General features: G+C 71.6%; 16 protein-coding genes and 1 pseudogene. 13 read left to right on the top strand and 4 right to left on the bottom strand.

The genetic code is table 11. The annotated features are described in order from the left end of the window. Positions 1–32 precede the first annotated feature (32 nt). The 6 genes from ACWGKQ_RS47730 to holA all read left to right on the top strand — a co-directional run bounded on the left by ACWGKQ_RS47730 (position 33) and on the right by holA (position 7054). Complete coding sequence (locus tag ACWGKQ_RS47730; protein ID WP_453298378.1) at positions 33–1187, top strand: helix-hairpin-helix domain-containing protein; 1155 nt, start codon at positions 33–35, stop codon at positions 1185–1187. Beyond that, complete coding sequence (locus ACWGKQ_RS47725; RefSeq protein WP_453298377.1) at positions 1184–3760, top strand: ComEC/Rec2 family competence protein; 2577 nt, start codon at positions 1184–1186, stop codon at positions 3758–3760. The genes ACWGKQ_RS47730 and ACWGKQ_RS47725 overlap by 4 nt, the downstream gene beginning before the upstream one ends. A 13-nt stretch (positions 3761–3773) precedes the next feature. Beyond that, complete coding sequence (locus ACWGKQ_RS47720; RefSeq protein ID WP_453298384.1) at positions 3774–4631, top strand: arylamine N-acetyltransferase family protein; 858 nt, start codon at positions 3774–3776, stop codon at positions 4629–4631. A 174-nt stretch (positions 4632–4805) separates the two neighbouring features. Then, entirely contained in the window at positions 4806–5687 is an 882-nt protein-coding gene (locus tag ACWGKQ_RS47715) for a YceI family protein (protein ID WP_453298376.1), read from the top strand. A gap of 59 nt (positions 5688–5746) precedes the next feature. Then, the gene (locus ACWGKQ_RS47710) at positions 5747–5992 is read left to right on the top strand and encodes a hypothetical protein (protein ID WP_093503134.1); all 246 of its coding nucleotides are present in this window, start codon (positions 5747–5749) and stop codon (positions 5990–5992) included. Positions 5993–6064: 72 nt separating this feature from the next. Continuing rightward, positions 6065–7054, top strand: coding sequence for a DNA polymerase III subunit delta (holA, locus tag ACWGKQ_RS47705; protein WP_453298375.1), 990 nt, complete (start codon positions 6065–6067; stop codon positions 7052–7054). 177 nt (positions 7055–7231) lie between these two features. Here the strand turns inward: holA and rpsT are convergent, their stop codons facing one another. After that, positions 7232–7498: a 30S ribosomal protein S20 gene (gene rpsT, locus ACWGKQ_RS47700; RefSeq protein WP_453298374.1), complete on the bottom strand. Its 267-nt coding sequence runs from the start codon at positions 7496–7498 to the stop codon at positions 7232–7234. A gap of 221 nt (positions 7499–7719) precedes the next feature. Here rpsT and lepA point away from each other — a divergent pair, with 221 nt between their 5' ends. Both lepA and ACWGKQ_RS47690 read left to right on the top strand, forming a co-directional pair. Continuing rightward, positions 7720–9594 carry a translation elongation factor 4 gene (gene lepA / locus ACWGKQ_RS47695; protein ID WP_453298373.1) on the top strand — a complete coding sequence of 625 codons (1875 nt, stop codon included), beginning with the start codon at positions 7720–7722 and terminating at the stop codon, positions 9592–9594. Positions 9595–9876: 282 nt separating this feature from the next. Then, on the top strand, positions 9877–11751 hold the full coding sequence (locus tag ACWGKQ_RS47690; protein WP_453298372.1) for an AMP-dependent synthetase/ligase: 1875 nt from the start codon (positions 9877–9879) through the stop codon (positions 11749–11751). A gap of 38 nt (positions 11752–11789) precedes the next feature. On the opposite strand, the gene ACWGKQ_RS47685 is transcribed toward ACWGKQ_RS47690, so the two are convergent. Then, complete coding sequence (locus ACWGKQ_RS47685; protein WP_453298371.1) at positions 11790–12059, bottom strand: hypothetical protein; 270 nt, start codon at positions 12057–12059, stop codon at positions 11790–11792. Between the two features lie 227 nt (positions 12060–12286). Between ACWGKQ_RS47685 and ACWGKQ_RS47680 the strand changes: the two genes are divergently transcribed. From ACWGKQ_RS47680 to ACWGKQ_RS47670, 3 genes and pseudogenes are all read left to right on the top strand, one after another. Beyond that, positions 12287–14242, top strand: coding sequence for a SpoIIE family protein phosphatase (locus ACWGKQ_RS47680; protein ID WP_453298370.1), 1956 nt, complete (start codon positions 12287–12289; stop codon positions 14240–14242). Positions 14243–14282: 40 nt separating this feature from the next. Further along, positions 14283–15515, top strand: coding sequence for a radical SAM family heme chaperone HemW (gene hemW, locus ACWGKQ_RS47675; RefSeq protein ID WP_453298369.1), 1233 nt, complete (start codon positions 14283–14285; stop codon positions 15513–15515). A gap of 103 nt (positions 15516–15618) precedes the next feature. Then, positions 15619–16196 (top strand): annotated as a pseudogene (locus ACWGKQ_RS47670) (Uma2 family endonuclease). Here ACWGKQ_RS47670 and ACWGKQ_RS47665 read toward each other — a convergent pair. Beyond that, a complete protein-coding gene (locus ACWGKQ_RS47665) occupies positions 16174–16989 on the bottom strand; it encodes a DUF3097 domain-containing protein (protein WP_453298368.1) in 816 nt (271 codons plus the stop codon). The pseudogene ACWGKQ_RS47670 and the gene ACWGKQ_RS47665 sit on opposite strands and share 23 nt — an antisense overlap. Before the next feature lie 34 nt (positions 16990–17023). Continuing rightward, complete coding sequence (locus tag ACWGKQ_RS47660) at positions 17024–17746, bottom strand: MBL fold metallo-hydrolase (protein WP_453298367.1); 723 nt, start codon at positions 17744–17746, stop codon at positions 17024–17026. A 174-nt stretch (positions 17747–17920) separates the two neighbouring features. On the opposite strand from ACWGKQ_RS47660, the gene hrcA reads away from it, so the two are divergent. Both hrcA and dnaJ read left to right on the top strand, forming a co-directional pair. Then, positions 17921–18937 (top strand): heat-inducible transcriptional repressor HrcA, encoded by a 1017-nt coding sequence (gene hrcA, locus ACWGKQ_RS47655; protein WP_361299638.1) that lies wholly within the window; start codon positions 17921–17923, stop codon positions 18935–18937. Then, positions 18938–20074 (top strand): molecular chaperone DnaJ, encoded by a 1137-nt coding sequence (gene dnaJ, locus ACWGKQ_RS47650; protein WP_217549614.1) that lies wholly within the window; start codon positions 18938–18940, stop codon positions 20072–20074. The last annotated feature ends 92 nt before the right edge of the window (positions 20075–20166 follow it).

Here is a 20166-nt window from a genome sequence, read left to right as displayed (position 1 = left end):
CGCGGATCGGCGGGAAGCCCGATCCTCGTCGCATGGCACTTCGATCACGCTCACACGAGACACATGCGACCAGTGGCCCGGGCCGGGGCCCCACCTCCGACGGCCGCACCCGGCACCGGCGGTCCCCGGCCCGGCCCCGTATCCGCCACCGGCCCGCCCCGGCGGACGAACTGCGCCGCCGGGCGGAACTCCTCTTCGGCGAACGGGCCGTCGCCAGGCCGGTGCCGGGGCAAGGACCGCCCACCGCGGAAACGGTGACCGGCACCGGTGCGGCGACCGGACTGACGGCGGCCACGACCGCGGTGCGCACGGCCACGGCCGGAGTGCGTACCGCCGCGGCGGCGCTGTCCACGGCGGCGGCCGTGATGTCGTCGGCCCGCGCGCTGGCCGGTGAGGCCACGGCCCGGCGCGAGCCGGCACTGCCGGGGCTGCGGTCCCGGGTCGGGCTCGCCGTACGGGAGCGGATGCCGGTGTGGCTGCAGACGCGCTGTGGCCTGGAACGCCGGGGCGCGATCGCCATCGGGGTGGTTCTCGTCGTGGCCACGGCACTGGCCGTGCAGCACTTCTGGACGGGCCGGACCGAGTCCGTGGCGGCACCGGAGGTGGTCCGCGCGGAGGCGCCGTACGAGAAGGGCGAGGAGCAGGCCCCGGCTGCCGGAGCCGCCGCCGTCGGAGCCGGTACCGCTGCGGCGCCGGGTGCGCTCAACGGGTCCGGCGGGGCTGCCGGCCCTGGTGGGACCGGCAGCTCCGGTGGGGAGATCGTGGTGGATGTCACCGGGAAGGTCCGTGACCCTGGGGTCCACACGCTGCCGGCCGGGTCCCGGGTGACCGACGCGCTGAAGGCGGCGGGCGGGGTGCGGCCCGGTACGGACACCGACGGACTCAACCGCGCCCGCTTCCTGACGGACGGCGAACAGATCGTCGTCGGGGGCCCCGCCCCGCCCGCTGCACCGGGCCAGGCCGTGGCCGGTGGCGTGCCGGGAGCGGGTCCGTCCGCCCCGGTCTCCCTGAACACCGCGACCGTGGAACAACTCGACGCGCTGCCCGGAGTCGGCCCGGTGCTCGCCCAGCACATCGTCGACTTCCGCACCCAGCACGCCGGTTTCCGGTCGGTGGACGAACTCCGCCAGGTCAAGGGCATCGGCGACCGCCGCTACTCCGACCTGCGGGACCTGGTACGGCCATGAGGCCCGTGACCGACGGTGCGGCACCGGGGCCCGCAGCCGTACGCCGGGCGGCGGTGCACACCGACCCGCAGCAGCAGGGCGGGACCACGCACGCCCGGCTGGACGCGCGGTCCGACCTGCGACTGGTGCCGCCCGCGCTGGCCGTCTGGGCGACGGCGGCGCTGACGCTGGGCGCGCCGCCGGGATGGACGGCCGGGACCGCCGTCGCCTGCCTGGTCGCCGGGGTGGTCCTGCTGCGGCTCGGCCGGGTGCGTTCCCGGCCCGGGACGGCCACCGCCGGTGTCGCGTCCGTCCGGCCGGGCTGGCGGCGGGCCTCGGTCGGCGCGCTGCTGCTCTGTGTCGCCGGGGCGGCCGCCTCCGCGGGGCTGCACGGGGCGGACGTACGCCGCGGACCGGTTCCCGCGCTGGCCCGCGACTACGCCACCGTGACCGCTGAGGTGGAGCTCACGGGCGACCCCTGGGCCGCCCGGCCGCGCGTGCGGGGCGACCACGCCACTTCGGCCGCCGTGCTGGTGCGCGGCGAGGTGCGGCGGATGGAGAGGAGCGACGGGACCGCGGTGGCGACGCGTTCACCGGTGCTGGTGGTCGTGGACACGGGGGTGCGGGCGCCCGGCGGTGGCGGCCGGGCACGGTGGCTCGGGCTGCTGCCCTCCACACGGCTGCGGGTGACCGGGCGGCTGGCGCCGGCCACGGCCGGCGGGGACCGGGTCGCGGCGCTGCTGAGGGTACGGGAACGCCCCGCGCCGGTGGTGGTGGGGGAGCCGAGCGGGCCGCAGCGGTTGGCCGGGCGGTTGCGGGCCGGGTTGCGGGAGGCGACCGACGGGCTGCCCGGGGACGCGCGGGCGCTGCTGCCCGGGCTGGTCGTCGGGGACACCTCACGGATCACCTCGGAACTGGACGAGGCGTTCGAGGCGACCGACCTCGCGCACACCCTCGCGGTGTCCGGCAGCAACCTCACCATCCTGCTCGCGCTGCTCATCGGACCGCCGGGACTGGCCCAGCAGACCGAGCGCCGGGGGCTCGCCCCGCGCCTGGGGCTGTCGCTGCGGGCGACCGCGCTGTTCGCGTCGGCGCTCACCCTCGCCTTCGTCGTCGTGTGCCGGCCGGACCCCAGCGTGCTGCGGGCCGCCGCCTGCGGAGCGGTCGCCCTGCTCGCCCTGGCGACCGGCCGCCGCAGGTCCCTGGTCCCGGCGCTGGCGACGGCGGTTCTGCTGCTGGTGCTGTACGACCCGTGGCTGGCCCGCAGTTACGGCTTCCTGCTGTCGGTGCTGGCCACCGGTTCGCTGCTGATGCTGGCGCCCGGGTGGGGCGAGGCGCTGCGGCGGCGCGGGGTGCCGGAGCGGCTGGCCGAGGGGCTGGCGGCGGCCGCGGCCGCGCAGGCGGTGTGCGGGCCGGTGGTCGCGGTGCTCTCCGCGCGGGTGAGTCTGGTGGCGGTGCCCTGCAACCTGCTGGCGGAGATCGCGGTCGCGCCGGCCACGGTCCTGGGGTTCGGGGCGCTCGTGGCGGCTCCGGTGGCGATGCCGGTGGCCAAGGTGCTGGCGTGGTGCGCGAGTTGGCCGGCCGGGTGGATCGCGCGGATCGCCCGGACCGGTGCCGGGCTGCCGGGGGCGGGTGTGGACTGGCCCGGGAGCTGGGCGGGGGCGCTGCTGCTGGCCGGGGTGACGGTGGTCGTCGTACTGCTGGGGCGGCGGCTGCTGCGGCATCCGTGGTGGTGCGGGGCGCTCGGGGTGCTGCTGGCCCTGCTGGTGGTACGGCCGGTGCCGCTGACCCGGGTGATCACCGGCTGGCCGCCGCCCGGCTGGCGGCTGGCGATGTGCGACGTCGGGCAGGGCGACGCGACCGTGCTCGCGTCGGGCGCGGGCACCGGAGTGGTCGTGGACGCCGGCCCCGATCCGGCGCTGGTCGACCACTGCCTGCGGGAACTCGGCATCACCCGGATCCCGCTGGTCGTCCTCACCCATTTCCACGCCGACCATGTCGCGGGGCTGCCCGGGGTGCTCCGCGGGCGTGAGGTGGCGCAGATCGAGACGACCGGGTTCGAGGAACCCGCGGACCAGGCCGAGTTCGTCAGAAGGGAGGCCGCCGAGCACCGTGTCCCGGTGACGCGGGCGGTGGCCGGGGAGCGGCGCAGGACCGGGCCGCTGGACTGGCGGGTGCTGTGGCCGCCGCCGGACCCGGCCCCGGAACCGGACGGACCGAACGACGCCAGTGTCGCCCTGCTGGTCCGCTCGGCCGGACTGCGGATGCTGCTGCTCGGGGACCTCGAACCGCCGGCGCAGCAGGAGCTGCTGAGATCACCGGCCGCCGCCGCACTGGGCCGGGTGGATGTGCTGAAGGTGGCCCATCACGGGTCCGCGTACCAGGATCCGCAGCTGTTGCGGCTGGTGGCGCCGCGGGTCGCGCTCATCTCGTGCGGCGCGGACAACCCGTACGGGCATCCGGCACCGGGCACGGTGGCCGAGCTGCGGGCCGTGGGCGCGGTGGTGCTGCGGACCGACCGGGACGGGGCGCTCGCCGTGACCGGCGGCCGCACGGGAGGGGAGGCGGGGGAGCTGCACGTGGCGCGAGACTGAGGGCATGAACTCGGTGACCCCCGCGCAGATCGACGCCTACCTCCGCCGGATCGGGGCCGACCGCCCGGCCCGGCTCACCGCCGAGGCGCTGCGCGAGCTGCATCTGCGGCACCTGCGGACCGTGCCCTTCGAGAACCTGTCCATCCACCTCGGCGAGGAGATCGCGCTGGACGGGAAGGGGCTGCTGGACAAGGTGGTGGGCGCGGGCCGGGGCGGGTTCTGCTACGAACTCAACGGCGCGTTCTCGGTGTTGCTGACCGCGCTCGGTTTCGGGGTGACGCCGCTGGCCGGACGGGTGTACGGGGCGGAGGGGCGGCTCGGGATCCCGTACGACCATCTCGCGCTGCGGGTGCGGACGGTGGACGGGCACGAGTGGCTGGCCGACGTGGGATTCGGGGCGCACAGCCACTACCCGCTGGCGTTCGCGGAGCGGGGTGAGCAGGCCGATCCCGGCGGGACGTTCCGGATCGCGGCGGCCGGGCCGGACGCGGCGGGAGCGGAGGGAGGGGGAGGGGGCGAGGATCACGCGGTGGGCGGGGACCTGGACGTGCTGCGCGACGGGCGGCCGCAGTACCGGCTGGAGGTCCGGCCGCGGGTGCTCGGGGACTTCACGGCCGGGGCGTGGTGGCACAGCACGTCGCCGTCGTCGCACTTCACGCAGTCGCTGGTCTGTTCCCGGGTCACCGAGGACGGCGGGCGGATCACGCTCAGCGGGCGGACGTTGACGGAGACCACGGCCGACGGGGCGCGTGAGGTAAGGGAGTTGGAGGGGGACCAGGAAGTGCTCGGGGTCTACCGGGAACGGTTCGGGATCGAGCTGGACCGTGTGCCGACTGTGCGAAATCCGGGGAAAAATACCCGGAATGACTAATCAGGGCGTCATGGGAGAACGTGTTTCTACTACCGCGTAGCGTCCTACTCATGGGTAGTTCAGGCGCATGTGCTGGATTCCCGCGATGTGGGCCCGTGTTGCCTCGAAAGCCGCATCAGTGATCGAATGTCTCTTCGGCAACGGACGGTGGCGAGGCGTACAGGGGTGGCGAGGATGTTCGGCCGCTTGATGGGAAACCGAACGAACCGGGTGCAGCGGACGGGCCCCCTCGCGGCGGTGCAGACTCCGCCGGACGCAGGGGTGCTGAGCTGCCGGGTGCTCGACCCGGTCAGCGAACCGGTGGCGAACGCGGAGTTCGCGGTCAGCGACACCATGGGCCGCACGGTGGTCAGCGGGGGCACGGATCCCTACGGGTCGTTCGTGACGACCGTGCCGGCCGGGGAGTACCGGCTGGCGGTGTCCGCCGAGGGGTTCACGCCGTACCGGGCCACCGTGCAGGTCGGCGAGAACTGCCTCGCCTCGCTCGGTGACGTCACCCTCCAGGTCGCCCAGCCGCCGGAGCTCCCGGCGCCGGGCGACTGGGAGATCGAGCAGACGCATTCCTCGATCGGCTTCACCGCCCGGCACATCGGACTGGCTCGGATCCACGGGCGGTTCAACTCGTTCGCGGGCGCGGTACGGATCGCCGACCAGATGGAACGGTCCGCCATGCACGTCGTGATCGACGCCGCGACCATCGACACGGGCGTGCGGATGCGCGACGACCATCTGCGGTCGGCGGACTTCCTGGACGTGCAGCGGTTTCCGACGCTGGAGTTCTACAGCGAACGGTTCGTGCACAAGGGCGGCACCAGGTGGGCCGTCACCGGGGCACTGTCCCTGCACGGCGTGACACGCACGGTCACCCTCGACACGGAGTACCTCGGGCTCGGCAACGGCATGGAGGGCGAGGTACGGGCCGCCTGCCGGGCCACCACCGAACTGCACCGCGACGACTTCACCGTCAGCTGGCAGACCATGCTGGCCCGCGGGATCGCGGTGGTCGGGCCGAGCATCCGCATCGACCTGGACGTGCAGATCGTCCCGAAGGGCTGAGCCGGCCGCTCCCTCGAAGCACTGGCAGGCGGGGCTGAGAGGTACCCGAGAATGGGGCCGTGAGCGATGTGAGACATGTGCTGGTGCTGCCGGACCGGGATGCGGCGCAGGAGGCCTGCGAGGCCCTCGGGGAGCGGTTCGGGGTCGACGAGGAACCGCGGCTGGTGCGGGACGCGCTGGCGGGGGAGGACGACGCGGAGGACGCGCAGTGGCTGGTGCTGCTCAGGGACGAGCAGGGACGGCTGGACCCCGCGGAGCTGGACGAGTTCGCGGGGGAGTGGGAGGGGTGGCGGGAGGAGCCGTAGCGGTGCGGGCGGACCGGGGCGGGCAGGGCGCGGCCGGCCCCGTTGTCAGTGGGCCGTGGGATGCTTGCCGCGATGGCCAAGAAGACTGCTGATGATGATCCGCTCGCCCCGCTGACGCTGGCCGTGGGGCAGGAGGAGCTGCTGCTCGACCGTGCCGTGCAGCAGGTGGTGGCCGCTGCCCGGGCCGCCGACGCCGACACGGACGTACGGGACCTGAACCCCGACCAGTTGCAGCCCGGCACCCTCGCCGAGCTGACCAGCCCGTCGCTCTTCGCGGAGCGCAAGGTCGTGGTCGTGCGCAACGCACAGGATCTGTCCGCCGACACGGTCAAGGACGTGAAGGCCTACCTCGGGGCGCCCGCCGAGGAGATCACCCTCGTGCTGCTGCACGCGGGCGGGGTCAAGGGCAAGGGACTGCTGGACGCGGCGCGCAAGGCGGGGGCCAGGGAGGTCGCCTGCCCGAAGATGACCAAACCGGCGGACCGGCTCGCGTTCGTGCGGAGCGAGTTCCGGGTGCTCGGGCGGTCCGCCACGCCCGAGGCCTGCCAGGCGCTCGTCGACGCCATCGGCAGCGATCTGCGCGAGCTGGCGTCGGCCGTCACCCAGCTCGCCGCGGACGTCGAGGGCACCATCGACGAGGCCGTCGTCGGGCGCTACTACACCGGGCGGGCCGAGGCGTCGAGCTTCACCGTGGCCGACCGGGCCGTGGAAGGGCGTACCGCGGAGGCTCTGGAGGCGCTGCGCTGGTCGCTGGCGACCGGCGTCGCACCGGTGATGATCACGAGCGCGCTCGCGCAGGGCGTACGGGCGATCGGGAAGCTGGCGGGGGCGCGGGGCGGGCGGCCCGCCGATCTCGCGCGGGAACTCGGGATGCCGCCGTGGAAGATCGACCGGGTACGGCAGCAGATGCGCGGGTGGACGCCGGACGGGGTCGCGGTGGCGCTGCGGGCCGTCGCCGAGGCGGACGCGGGCGTGAAGGGCGGCGGGGACGATCCCGAGTACGCCCTGGAGAAGGCCGTGGTGACGATCGCGCTGGCGGCGCGGTCACGAGGGCGCGGGTAGACGGCACCGAAAGGCCCCGGCGCCCGCCCTGGGGAAGGGCGAGGTGCCGGGGCCTTCGGTTCAAGCTGTCGATCGACGCCCGCGTGGCGAACGCAGGCCGCGCGTCGATCCTCGGGTGCCGTCCGGGGGCGGATGAGAGAGGGCCCGCCCGGGTCCTTCCGGCGTCAAATCAAGTGTTCAGCCCTTGAGGGAAGCAACCTTGGAAGCAAGCGCCGACTTCTTGTTGGCGGCCTGGTTCTTGTGGATGACGCCCTTCGAGACGGCCTTGTCGAGCGCACGCGCGGCAGCGCGCTGCAGCTCGGTGGCCTTCTCGACGTCACCCGCGGCAGCAGCCTCACGGGCCTTGCGGACCGCGGTCTTCAGGGAGGACTTGACGGCCTTGTTGCGCTGCCGAGCCTTCTCGTTGGTCTTGATCCGCTTGATCTGGGACTTGATGTTCGCCACGAAAGAGCCTTTTCAGGTTCTGGTACGGGGCCGCGAAGGTCCCGTACCGATGATTTCTTGAAGATGTGCCTCGCGCTGAGAGGGCATGAGACACAGCTGCCCACGTTACCAGCGACCCGGACCACGGCCCAAACCGGTCGCCGGTCCCCCGTCATGGGACCATGGAGACTACGTATCGATCCGACCCGAGGCATAAGGCGCCTCAAGAGACAGGACCCTGCGTGCCCGCGACCCCTAACAATGTGCCCGAGCCGAGCCGTACCGCCCCGGCTCTGATCCGCAATTTCTGCATCATCGCGCACATCGACCACGGCAAGTCCACTCTCGCCGACCGGATGCTCCAGCTGACCGGTGTGGTCGAGCAGCGGCAGATGCGTGCTCAGTACCTCGACCGGATGGACATCGAGCGCGAGCGCGGCATCACGATCAAGTCCCAGGCGGTGCGTCTGCCCTGGGCCCCGACGGAGGGCCCGGACCAGGGCAGCACGCACATCCTCAACATGATCGACACCCCGGGGCACGTCGACTTCACCTACGAGGTCTCGCGGTCGCTGGCGGCCTGCGAGGGGACCGTCCTCCTCGTCGACGCCGCCCAGGGCATCGAGGCGCAGACCCTCGCCAACCTCTACCTGGCGATGGAGAACGACCTCACGATCATCCCCGTGCTCAACAAGATCGACCTGCCGGCCGCGCAGCCGGAGAAGTTCGCCGAGGAACTGGCGAACCTGGTCGGCTGCGACCCGGACGACGTGCTGCGGGTCTCCGCCAAGACCGGCCTCGGCGTCGACGCGCTGCTGAACAAGGTCGTCAAGGAGATCCCGGCGCCGGTCGGCGTCGCCGACGCGCCCGCGCGTGCCATGATCTTCGACTCGGTCTACGACTCCTACCGCGGTGTCGTCACGTACGTCCGTGTCATCGACGGCCAGCTCAACAAGCGTGAGCGCATCAAGATGATGTCGACGGGCGCCACCCACGAACTGCTGGAGATCGGCACCAACTCGCCGGAGATGCTGTCCGCCGACGGACTCGGCGTCGGCGAGGTGGGTTATCTGATCACGGGTGTGAAGGACGTCCGGCAGTCCAAGGTCGGTGACACCGTCACCAGCCAGTCCAAGGGCGCCACCGAGGCTCTCGGCGGCTACAAGGACCCGAAGCCGATGGTCTTCTCCGGTCTGTATCCCCTGGACGGCTCCGACTACCCCGAGCTGCGCGAGGCCCTCGACAAGCTCCAGCTCAACGACGCCGCGCTCGTCTACGAGCCGGAGACCTCCGCCGCGCTCGGCTTCGGTTTCCGTGTCGGCTTCCTCGGCCTGCTGCACCTGGACGTGATCCGGGAGCGGCTGGAGCGCGAGTTCGGGCTCGACCTGATCGCCACCGCGCCGAACGTGGTCTACCGCGTGGTCATGGAGGACCGGACCGAGTTCACGGTCACCAACCCGAGCGAGTTCCCCGAGGGGAAGATCAACGAGGTGTACGAGCCCGTCGTACGGGCCACGATCCTCGCGCCGACCGAGTTCATCGGCTCGATCATGGAGCTGTGCCAGACCCGGCGCGGCACCCTGCTCGGGATGGACTACCTGTCCGAGGACCGGGTCGAGATCCGGTACACGCTGCCCCTCGCGGAGATCGTCTTCGACTTCTTCGACCAGTTGAAGTCGAAGACCCGCGGCTACGCCTCGCTGGACTACGAGCCCACCGGTGAGCAGACCTCCAGCCTGGTCAAGGTCGACATCCTGCTGCACGGCGACAAGGTCGACGCGTTCTCGGCGATCACCCACAAGGACGCGGCCTACGCGTACGGCGTGCGGCTCGTCGCCAAGCTGCGCGAGCTGATTCCGCGGCAGGCCTTCGAGGTGCCCATCCAGGCCGCCATCGGCTCCCGGGTGATCGCCCGCGAGACCATCCGTGCCATCCGCAAGGACGTCCTCGCCAAGTGCTACGGCGGTGACATCTCCCGGAAGCGGAAGCTGCTGGAGAAGCAGAAGGAAGGCAAGAAGCGGATGAAGATGGTGGGTTCCGTGGAGGTTCCGCAGGAGGCCTTCATCGCGGTGCTCTCCAGCGATGACAGCGCGGGATCGGCCAAGAGCAAGAAGTAACCGCGGGTAACAATCGGCCGTGGCCGCAAATCGGGTACAACAGGGGTCCGCTGTACGAAAGTGCGGCGGACCCCTACGCGTGCGTAGCGTCGCTCTGCGTGGAACATGCGGCGAAACAGACAGGCCGATGCCTCTTACGTACAGGCCGGTCGCGGCTTACTCTGATCCCTGCTCGATAGTTACTCGCGAGTTAAACAACCAGAACGACCAGCGCGAACCCCACCGTGAGTAAACCCCAGCCGCACTGAGCCAGCCGCACCGTCGCGGGCCCCGGAGGATGTCGTGACCGACACACAGACACTGATCGAGAACCGACCGCCGTCCGTGGCGGCCCTCTTCCTGGATCGCGTGGCGGCCACACCGGACGCCGAGGCCTACCGCTACCCGGTGCCCGCGGCCTCCGGTCAGGGCCCCGACGACTGGAAGTCGCTCAGCTGGGCGCAGGCGGCCGAGCGGGTCTACGCGATCGCGGCCGGTCTCATCGAACTCGGCATCGAGCCCGAGCAGCGGGTCGCCCTCGCCGCCTCCACCCGTGTCGAGTGGATCCTCGCCGACCTCGGCATCCTGTGCGCCGGCGCGGCCACCACGACCGTCTATCCGCAGACCAACGCCGAGGAATCGGCGTTCATCCTCTCCGACTCCGAGAGCCGCGTACTGATCGCGGAGGACGCGGCACAGGTCGCCAAGGCCGTCGAGAAGCGCGCCGAACTGCCCGAGCTCACCCAGGTCGTCGTCATCGACCCGGCCGGCGTCGAGACCGACGACTGGGTCATCACCCTCGCCGAACTGGAACAGCGCGGCGCCAAGTACCTGGAGAAGCACCCCGAGCTGATCAAGGAGCGGGTCGGCGCGATCACCAAGGACCAGCTCGCCACCCTCATCTACACCTCCGGCACCACCGGCCGCCCCAAGGGCGTACGGCTGCCCCAGGACAACTGGTCGTACATGGCGAAGGCGATCGCCGCGACCGGGCTGATCAGCGGCGAGGACGTGCAGTACCTGTGGCTGCCGCTCGCCCACGTCTTCGGCAAGGTGCTCACCTCCGGGCAGATCGAGGTCGGCCATGTCACCGCCGTCGACGGCCGCGTCGACAAGATCATCGAAAATCTTCCGGTCGTGCAGCCGACGTACATGGCAGCCGTGCCGCGCATCTTCGAGAAGGTCTACAACGGGGTGGCGGCGAAGGCCCGCGCGGGCGGCGCCGCCAAGTACAAGATCTTCCAGTGGGCGGCGGACGTCGCCCGCGAGTACGCCAAGGTCACCCAGGACAACTTCCGCCGCACCGGGGCCGCGACCGCGCCGTTCGGGCTCGCCGCCAAGCACAAGGTCGCCGACGGACTCGTCTACGCCAAACTGCGCGAGGCCTTCGGCGGGCGGCTGCGGGCCTGCGTCTCCGGGTCGGCCGCGCTGGCGCCCGAGATCGGCTACTTCTTCGCCGGCGCCGGCGTGCACATCCTGGAGGGCTACGGACTGACGGAGTCCTCCGCCGCGTCCTTCGTGAACCCCGGCGAGGCCTACCGCACCGGTACGGTCGGCAAGCCGCTGCCCGGCTGCGAGGTGCGGATCGCCGACGACGGGGAGATCCTGCTCCGCGGCCCCGGCATCATGCAGGGCTACCACGGGCTGCCCGAGAAGACGGCGGAGGTGCTGGAGGCCGACGGCTGGTTCCACACCGGTGACATCGGCGAACTGTCCCCCGACGGCTACCTGCGGATCACCGACCGCAAGAAGGACCTCATCAAGACGTCCGGCGGCAAGTACATCGCGCCCGCCGAGGTCGAGGGACAGTTCAAGGCGGTCTGCCCCTACGTCTCCAACATCCTCGTGCACGGTGCCGACCGGAACTTCTGCACCGCGCTGATCGCCCTCGACGAGGTCGCGATCCTGGAATGGGCCAAGGAGAACGGCCTGGACGGCAGGTCCTACGCCGAGGTGGTGGCCGCGCCGGTGACCGTCGAGATGGTCGACGGATACGTCAAGCAGCTCAACGAAGGGCTGCAACGGTGGCAGACCATCAAGAAGTTCCGGCTGCTGCCGCGGGATCTGGACGTGGAGCACGGGGAGATCACGCCGAGTCTGAAGCTGAAGAGGCCGGTCGTGGAGCGGGAGTACAAGCACCTCATTGACGAGATGTACGCCGGGACCCGGGAGGCCTAGGGGTTCGTCGTCGGGTGCGGGGCGTGGGGACTGGTCGCTCAGTTCCCCGCGCCCCTTTGGTTTGACCGCTCAGCCCTGCTTAACAGTCGCCGGATTCTCCTGGCTTCATCTCTTAGCGTTGCTACGTCGAGAGGTTCTTCGGACAGCCTGTCCTCCGGCACCGCCAGCCGCTTGCTCGACTCGCCGAAGTCCGCCTGTTCACGCGCCGGCAACTCCTGCAACTGCCGGTTCTTCCGGTGCAGTTCCAGGAAGACGTTGACCTTCGCCCGCGGCGCCCGCGGATCGAACGGCTTCGTCGTCCTTGTCATCGCCCCGTCCGTTCGGCGTCGTGGGCGGTGCGCGGCACCGCGAGCGGAGTGTGCGGTTCGGATGCTCGGAGTTGTTCCGTTTTCTGTCCGTCTTCGAGCACACGCGTAGCACTGTTCTCACTCATGGCGGCCCACTTCGGTAACTCGGCGCTTATGGGCGCAGTCAGTCTGTCACTCTGTCCGCATCGATCGGGATGTATTCGTCCGAACTGCTCGGGGAGCTGGACATGGGGGCCATACCCACGCAACGGGAGACCGTCTCCCGGGTCCGGGAGGCGCCTGCGCACGACGCGGCGCCCGCGCACGACACCGCGGGCCCGCGGGCGCAGGGGCGCGCGACCCTGCCCGGAAGTCCCCTCGCGCCCGGTTCCGCCCGCGCCCTGGTGCGCTCCTGCCTGGACGAGTGGACCGACCGCGGACTTCTCCGCCCGGAACATCAGCGGGTCGCGGAGGACGCCATGGTCGTCGTCAGCGAACTCGTCACCAACGCCGTCGTGCACGCCGGCACGGAGGTCGAGGTCGACTGGTGGCTGGAGAACGGGGAGGAGACGGCGTTCGTCGTCGAGGTCACCGATCACCATCCCTCCCGCGCGCCCCGCGACCACCCGGGTGAGACGCCGTACGAGACACCGGAGTTCGGGCGCGGGCTGCGGCTGGTCGCCTCGCTCGCCGAGTGCTGGGGGGTGACCTACCGCACCGGCGCGAAGTCGGTGTGGGCGCGGCTGACGGGCCGCGGCGGCACGCTCCCCGACGAGCAGCAGCTGAAGGTCGCCGAGATCCTCGCCCCCGAGCCGCCCCAGCACGCGGCCGCGGGGGAGGGCGGAAGGGAGCTCGGGGGATGCTCCCATCGGCCCGAGCGCGACCGGGACTGGCTCAACCGGGGCGCGTTGTCCTTCCTCGCCGAGGCCTCCGACCTGCTCGCCGGGCAGCTCGACGAGAACCTGGTGGCCGCGCTCACCGGTCAGCTGATCGTGCCCCGGCTCGCCGACTGGTGCGCGGTGTGGCTGGAGGACGAGGCGACCGGGCGCGGGGGCGGCTGGGGCGACCAGGCCGGTGCCGGCGGCCCGCGGCTGGCCCGGGTCTGGCACGGCAGCGAGAACCGCATCGAGGAGCTGCGCCGCGCCCTGGAGAAGGACCCGCCGTGCGCGACGGGCGGCTTACGGTCCGGGCCCGAGCCGTATCCCTGGCCCGGCTCGGCGCTCGGCGGGCAGGGCGCTCTCGGCTCGGCGCTCGCCTACCGGCTGATCGCGGGCGGCCGTCCGCTCGGCACGCTCGTCATCGGCCGCAGCGGCCCGGACGGCATCCCCGACGAGATCACCGGCCTGGTGGAGGACTTCGGCCGCCGGGTCGCCCTGGCCATCGGCGCGGCCCGCCAGTACGCCCGCCAGGCCACCATCAGCGCCGTACTCCAGCGCGGGCTGCTGCCCGGCGCGGTCGCGGAGATCCCGGGCGTGCGCAGCGCGCTCGTCTACGAGCCCTGCGACAAGGGCGGCCCCAGCGGCGACTTCTACGACCTCTTCCCGGCCGGTGACGGCCGCTGGTGCTTCGCGGTCGGCGACGTCCAGGGCAAGGGCCCCGAGGCCGCCGTCGTGATCGGCCTGGCCCGGCCCTGGCTGCGGCTCCTCGCCCGCGAGGGCTACCGGGTCGCCGACGTCCTCGACCGGCTCAACCAGCTCCTCCTCGACGACGCCACCGAGGCCGCCGACGCCGCCGCCCGCGCCCTGGTCGCCGCCGGCGGCCGCACGATGCCGCCCGGAGACGGCCCGCAGACCCGGTTTCTCTCCCTCCTGTACGGCGAACTCGCGCCCCTCGACGGCGGCGGCATCCGCTGCACCCTCGCCTCCGCGGGGCACCCGCTGCCGCTGGTCCTCGGCCCGGACGGGGAGGTCCGTACCGCCGCCCACCCGCAGACCCTCCTCGGGGTCGTCGAGGACGAGACGTACACCAGCGAGACGATCGAGCTCGGGCCCGGCGACAGCCTGCTGTGCGTGACCGACGGGGTCACCGAGCGCCGCTCCGGCAGCCGCCAGTTCGACGACGGCGACGGGCTCGCGCGGGCGTTCGCCGGCTGCGCGGGGCTCAGCGCCGACCTGATCGCCGAACGCATCAGGCGGCTCGTCCACGAGTTCGGCGGCGGACAGCCGGAGGACGACCTGGCGCTGCTGGTGCTCCAGGCGGAGTGACCGAGGCCGTACAAGAAATCGGTACGGGACAATGGGGGACATGCCTTCCGCACTTCCCGACGGCGAGCCCGTCCCCGACGACGGCACGCTCCCCGCGTCCGCGCTCGCCGGTGCTGCCGCCCGCCCCCTCGGGTTCTACCTGCACGTCCCCTACTGCGCGACCCGCTGCGGCTACTGCGACTTCAACACGTACACGGCGACCGAGCTGCGCGGCACCGGCGGTGTCCTCGCCTCCCGCGACAACTACGCGGACACGTTGATCGACGAGATCAGGCTGGCGCGGAAGGTCCTCGGTGACGACCCGCGCGAGGTGCGCACGGTGTTCGTGGGCGGCGGTACGCCGACGCTGCTGGCCGCCGCCGATCTGGTACGGATGCTGCACGCGATCCGTGACGAGTTCGGGCTCGCGGCCGACGCGGAGGTCACGACGGAGGCGAACCCGGAGTCCGTCGACCCCGCGTATCTTGCGGCGCTGCGGGAGGGCGGCTTCAACCGGATCTCCTTCGGCATGCAGAGCGCCCGGCAGCACGTGCTGCGGGTGCTCGACCGGACGCACACCCCCGGGCGCCCCGAGGCATGCGTCGCCGAGGCCCGCGCGGCCGGCTTCGAGCACGTGAACCTCGACCTGATCTACGGCACCCCGGGCGAGTCCGACGACGACTGGCGGGCCTCCCTGGACGCGGCGATCGGGGCCGGTCCCGACCACGTGTCGGCGTACGCGCTGATCGTCGAGGAGGGCACCCAGCTGGCCCGCCGGATCCGCCGCGGCGAGGTCCCGATGACCGACGACGACGTCCACGCCGACCGCTACCTGATCGCCGACTCGGTGCTGGCGGGGGCGGGTTTCGACTGGTACGAGGTGTCGAACTGGGCCACCTCCGAGGCGGGCCGCTGCCTGCACAACGAGCTGTACTGGCGGGGCGCGGACTGGTGGGGTGCCGGGCCGGGCGCGCACTCGCATGTGGGGGGCGTGCGCTGGTGGAACGTGAAACACCCGGGGGCGTACGCGGCGGCGCTGGCGTCCGGGCGGTCGCCGGGGGCCGGGCGGGAGGTCCTGTCGGACGAGGACCGGCGGGTGGAGCGGATCCTGCTGGAGCTGCGGCTGCGGGAGGGGGTGCCGCTGGGGCTTTTGAAGGAGGAGGGGCTGAAGGCCTCGCGGCGGGCGCTGGGGGAGGGGCTGCTGGAAGTCGGGCCGTACGAGGAGGGGCGGGCCGTGCTGACGTTGCGGGGGCGGTTGCTGGCGGATGCGGTGGTGCGGGATCTGGTGGACTGATCACTCGGGGGAGTGGATCGGTGCGGAACGCCGGTTCGGTCCGTAATCTGCTTCGTACGCTGCTGCCGTAGTTGACGGCGGCAGAAACCGGAGGGCCACGGAGATGACCGCTGTGGACGAGCGCGGGATGACCAAGTTCTTCGAGGGGTTCGAGCCTCCCGAGGGCATCAAGGTTGAGCTCCTCCGGGGGAAATCGTGATGATGGCCGCTCCCGACCTGGTGCACAACCGGATCGTGACGGAAGTGCAGGACCAGATCCCGCGCAAGCGCTGGGAACGTCTCCAGACGACGGATCTGGACATCATTGATGAGGCCAGTGAGCCTATTCCGGACCTAGTGGTGCTGGAACGGGGGGTGGCTCCAGCCTCAGGCAATCTGGTGCCGTCCCAATCGGTCACCTTGGTGGTCGAGGTGGTCTCGAAGACGAGCGTCGACCGGTACTACGGGATCAAGCGGTCCATCTATGCGGCAGGCAAAATCCCTGCTTACCTGATCATCGATCCGATCATGGCGCACTGCGTCTTGCTGTCCGACCCCGTGGGTGAAGGAGACCAAGCCGACTACCGAGGTCAGTGGATTACGAAGTTCGGCGATCCGGTGCTGCTCGAATTGCTCGGCGCCGAGCTGGACACGAGCGAATTCGGGACTCTCACCGGGGTCAGGCGTCACCGGCTCCCGTGACAAAGTCGATCAGCTCCTCCACCCGCCCCAGCAGCTCCGGCTCCAGGTCCTTGTAAGAGCCCACCCGCGCCAGGATCGCCTGCCACACCGCGCCCGTGTTCTCCGACGGCCAGCCCAGCGCGCGGCACACCCCCGTCTTCCAGTCCTGCCCGTGCGGGACGCGGGGCCACGCCTCGATGCCCAGGGACGACGGCTTCACCGCCTCCCAGATGTCGATGTACGGGTGGCCGACGACCAGGGCGTGGTCGCTGGTGACCGACTGGGCGATGCGCCACTCCTTGGTGCCGGGGAGCAGGTGGTCGACGAGGACGCCTAGGCGGGCGTCGGGTCCGGGGGCGAACTCGGCGACGATGGCGGGGAGGTCGTCGACGCCCTCCAGGTACTCCACCACCACGCCCTCGATGCGCAGGTCGTCGCCCCAGACCTTCTCGACCAGTTCCGCGTCGTGCCGGCCCTCCACGTAGATGCGGCCCGCGCGGGCGACACGCGCGCGTGCGCCGGGGACGGCGACCGAACCGGAGGCGGTACGGGAGGGGCGCACCGGCCCCGCGGACGCGGGGCGTACGAGGGTGACGGCCCGGCCCTCCAGGAGGAAGCCGCGCGGCTCCAGCGGGAAGACGCGGTGCTTGCCGAAGCGGTCCTCCAGGGTGACCGTGCCCGCCTCGCAGCGGATCACCGCGCCGCAGAAACCGGTACCGGGCTCCTCGACCACCAGACCGGGTTCGGCGGCCACCTCGGGCACCGGCTTCGGCTTCTTCCACGGCGGGGTGAGGTCGGCGGAGTACTGGCGCATTCGGATGACGATAGGAGAAGCCGATCCGGTGTGCCTACGACACGCCGAAGCGGGCCGCCAGGGCGTCGCGTTGCGCCCGTACGAAGGCCGCGTCCACCACCGCTCCGTGACCGGGCACGTACCGGGCGCGATCGCCGCCCAGGGCGAGCAGGCGGTCCAGGGCCGCGGGCCACCGGGACGGTACGGCGTCGGGGCCGGCCTGCGGGTCGCCGGACTCCTCCACCAGGTCGCCGCAGAACACCACCTCCGGGTCGCCGGGGACCAGGACCGCGAGATCGTGGGGGGTGTGGCCGGGGCCCACATTCGCCAGCAGGGCCTGGCGGCCGTCGCCGAGGTCGAGGGTCCACTCGCCGGAGACCAGGTGGCGGGGGAGCGGGAGGGCGTCCGCCGCCTCCTCGGCCTCCGGCGCCGGCAGACCGTTGCGGATCGCGTCCAGACGCAGTTCCTCCCGGTCGAGGGCGAAGACGGCGTCCGTGCCCACCGCCGCGTACAGGTCCGCGCCCGCGAAGGCGGCCGCCCCGAAGACGTGGTCGAAGTGCGGATGGGTGAACGCGAGATGGGTCACACGGCGGTCGGCCAGCGCCTGCGCCTCCGCGCGCAACCGTGCGCCCTCCGCCAGGCTCGACCCGGCGTCCACCATCAGGGCCGTGCCCACGCCCAGGACCAGACCCGCCGTGCAGTCCCAGCCCGGCAGCCGGCACCGGCCGACCCCCTCGGCCAGCTGCTCCCAGCCCAGCTCTTCCCAAGTCACCGTCATGCCGCGACGCTAGCCGTAGAACGCCATGGGTCCTGACCGACCTTGCCCAGTCAGTACCCCACGGCCGTACACTGGGCCGGGGATGCTGGCACTCGCGTTCGCCGAGTGCCAGACGAAAGACCCGAAGGACCCGAAAGGCCACGGGGACGACTTTCTGGAGGTGTGGCGCGAGAGATGCTGAGTGAACGCAGGCTTCAGGTGTTGCGCGCCATCGTCCAGGACTATGTCGGCACCGAGGAACCGGTGGGTTCGAAGGCGCTGACCGAGCGGCACAACCTCGGGGTCTCCCCGGCGACCGTGCGCAACGACATGGCCGCCCTGGAGGACGAGGGATACATCGCCCAGCCGCACACCAGCGCGGGGCGGATCCCCACCGACAAGGGCTACCGGCTGTTCGTCGACAAGCTGGCCGGTGTCAAACCGATGAGCGCGCCCGAGCGGCGGGCCATCCAGAACTTCCTCGACGGCGCCGTCGATCTCGACGACGTGGTGGCGCGGACCGTCCGGCTGCTGGCGCAGCTGACGCGGCAGGTGGCGGTCGTGCAGTATCCGTCGCTGACGCGGTCGACCGTGCGGCATGTGGAACTGCTGTCGCTGGCTCCGGCCCGGCTGATGCTGGTGCTGATCACCGACACCGGGCGGGTCGAGCAGCGGATGGTCGACTGCCCGGCGCCCTTCGGGGAGACGTCTCTGGCGGATCTGCGGGCGCGGCTGAACAGCCGGGTCGCGGGGCGCCGGTTCTCGGACGTGCCCCGGCTGGTGGAGGATCTGCCGGAAGCCTTCGAGGTCGAGGACCGCGGCGCGGTCTCGGCGGTGCTCTCCACCCTGCTGGAGACACTCGTCGAGGAGAACGAGGAGCGGCTGATGATCGGCGGCACCGCCAATCTCACCCGCTTCGGGCATGACTTTCCCCTCATGATCCGGCCCGTCCTGGAGGCCCTGGAGGAACATGTCGTTCTCCTCAAACTCCTGGGCGAGGCGGGGGATTCGGGCATGACCGTACGCATCGGTCACGAGAACGCCTACGAGGGACTCAACTCAACGTCCGTGGTGTCGGTCGGCTACGGTTCGGGCGGCGAGGCAGTCGCCAAACTCGGCGTGGTCGGACCGACCCGCATGGATTACCCGGGAACGATGGGAGCGGTACGAGCGGTGGCACGGTACGTCGGACAGATCCTGGCGGAGTCGTAAGTGGCCACGGACTACTACGCCGTTCTCGGCGTGCGCCGCGACGCGTCGCAGGAAGAGATCAAGAAGGCCTTCCGTCGGCTCGCGCGCGAGCTGCACCCGGACGTCAACCCGGATCCGAAGACCCAGGAGCGGTTCAAGGAGATCAACGCCGCTTACGAGGTGCTGTCGGACCCGCAGAAGAAGCAGGTCTACGACCTCGGCGGCGATCCGCTCTCGCAGAGCGGCGGCGCGGGGGCCGGGGGCTTCGGGGCCGGTGGCTTCGGGAACTTCTCCGACATCATGGACGCGTTCTTCGGTACGGCGTCCCAGCGCGGGCCGAGGTCGCGTACGCGGCGCGGCCAGGACGCGATGATCCGGATCGAGGTCGAGCTCGACGAGGCGGCCTTCGGTACGACCAAGGACATCCAGGTCGACACGGCGATCGTCTGCAACACCTGTAACGGTGAGGGCGCGGCGCCGGGCACGTCCGCCCAGACGTGTGACATGTGCCGGGGCCGTGGTGAGGTCTCGCAGGTGACGCGGTCCTTCCTCGGGCAGGTCATGACCTCGCGGCCGTGTCCGCAGTGCCAGGGGTTCGGGACGGTCGTGCCGACGCCGTGCCCCGAGTGCGCGGGCGACGGGCGGGTGCGGTCGCGACGGACGCTGACCGTGAAGATCCCTGCGGGTGTCGACAACGGCACGCGGATCCAGCTCGCCGGTGAGGGCGAGGTCGGGCCGGGTGGCGGTCCGGCCGGTGACCTGTACGTCGAGATCCATGAGCTGCCGCACTCCACGTTCCAGCGGCGCGGGGACGATCTGCACTGCACGGTGACGATTCCGATGACGGCGGCGTCGCTCGGTACGAAGGTGCCGCTGGAGACGCTGGACGGGCTGGAGGAGGTCGACATCCGGCCGGGTACGCAGTCCGGGCAGTCGATTCCGCTGCACGGGCGGGGGGTCACGCATCTGCGGGGTGGTGGCCGGGGTGACCTGATCGTGCATGTCGAGGTGACGACGCCGACCAAGTTGGACCCGGAGCAGGAGAGGCTGCTGAGGGAGCTGGCGAAGCTGCGTGGGGAGGAGCGGCCGACGGGGCAGTTCCAGCCCGGTCAGCAAGGGCTGTTCAGCCGGCTGAAGGACGCGTTCAACGGGCGTTGACGGGGTGCCGTGAAGGGGCTTCGCCCCTTCGACCCCACCAGGGGGCTCCGCCCCCTGGACCCCCGGGCCCTATGCCCACCCACCACCCGACT

The sequence above is a fragment of the Streptomyces sp. NPDC054770 genome (assembly GCF_053611985.1).
This window is presented reverse-complemented; position numbering and strand designations above follow the sequence as displayed.